Here is a 1,256-nt window from a genome sequence, read left to right as displayed (position 1 = left end):
TGGTCTTGCCCAGTAACAGTAGACACCTCAAAAATGTAATACGCTACGATGAGGTGAACCATGGCAAGATCGACAACATCAATGAAGAAAAAAACTTATACCCGTTACTCAGATGCCTACCGTCAAGAAGCGTTAGCGCTGGCTGATCGCATTGGTGTGGCAGCAGCGGCTCGTGAACTGGGCATACATGCGAGTCAGCTTTATCAGTGGCGCTCCAAAGCGCAGCGTCAGCAAGACACCTCTGAACGAGAGCAGTCGTTGGCAGAAGAAAACGCCCGCTTGAAGCGCCAATTAGCCGAAGCAAATGAAGAGCTGGCCATCACAAAAAAGGCCGCGGTGTACTTTGCGAAGAGCCTGAAGTGAAGTACGCCTTTATCCATCGTCATCGCCAGGCTTTCAGTGTTCAGCGTATGTGCCATGTTGTCGGGGTCGCTCGGAGTGGCTACTACGCTTGGCGGCAGCGCGAAGGAGCTTTGTCCCCAAAACGCAGCCAGCAAGCCATTATCGATCAGCGCGTGGCGACGGCTTATCACCAACGTAAGGGGCGATCAGGCGCTCCGAGATTAGCACTAGACCTTCGAGATGATGGGCTGCCGGTCAACCGTAAGACGGTGGCTGACAGCATGCAGCGTCAGGGTTTGCGCGCTAAAGCAGCACGTAAGTTTAAGGCCACCACAAACTCTCGACATTCGCTGCCAGTAGCGCCGAATCTGCTAGCGCAAAACTTCACTGCCTCAGCCCCCAATCAAAAGTGGGTGAGTGACATCACCTACTTGGCAACGGGCGAAGGCTGGCTTTACCTGGCAGTGCTGATTGACCTTTATTCTCGTAAGGTGGTTGGTTGGGCAATGAGTGAGCGTATGACGGCCGATCTTGTCTGTGACGCGCTACAAATGGCGCTATGGAAACGCAAAATGCCTAAAGGCGTGATAGTCCATTCGGACAGGGGCAGTCAGTACTGTTCCATGCTTTACCAATCGCAGCTTACACGGTATGAGCTTAAGTGCAGCATGAGCGCCAAAGGCAACTGCTATGATAATGCCTGTGCCGAAAGCTTCTTCCACAGTCTCAAAGTTGAAGCGATCCATGGGGAGCAATTTAAAACGCGAAACGACATGAGGCGCCAGGTGTTTGAGTACGTTGAACTAGACTACAACAAACAACGGCGGCACAGTGCCATTGGGATGATCAGCCCAGAGGTATTTGAAGCCCGAATGATCGCTTAAACCAGTGTCCACTCTTGCTGGGTAAGATCA

The 1,256-nt window shown here is 52.3% G+C and carries 1 protein-coding gene; it reads left to right on the top strand.

All coding sequences use genetic code 11. The annotated features are described in order from the left end of the window. The first annotated feature begins 60 nt into the window (after positions 1-60). A protein-coding gene (locus tag V8L70_RS22775; protein WP_101146782.1) for an IS3 family transposase occupies positions 61-1,226 on the top strand; the annotation gives its coding sequence in 2 pieces (ribosomal slippage) (positions 61-322 and positions 322-1,226; 1,167 coding nt in all). The last annotated feature ends 30 nt before the right edge of the window (positions 1,227-1,256 follow it).

This window comes from Vreelandella arctica (assembly GCF_037070215.1).
Classification (GTDB): Bacteria; Pseudomonadota; Gammaproteobacteria; order Pseudomonadales; family Halomonadaceae; genus Vreelandella; species Vreelandella arctica.
This window is presented reverse-complemented; position numbering and strand designations above follow the sequence as displayed.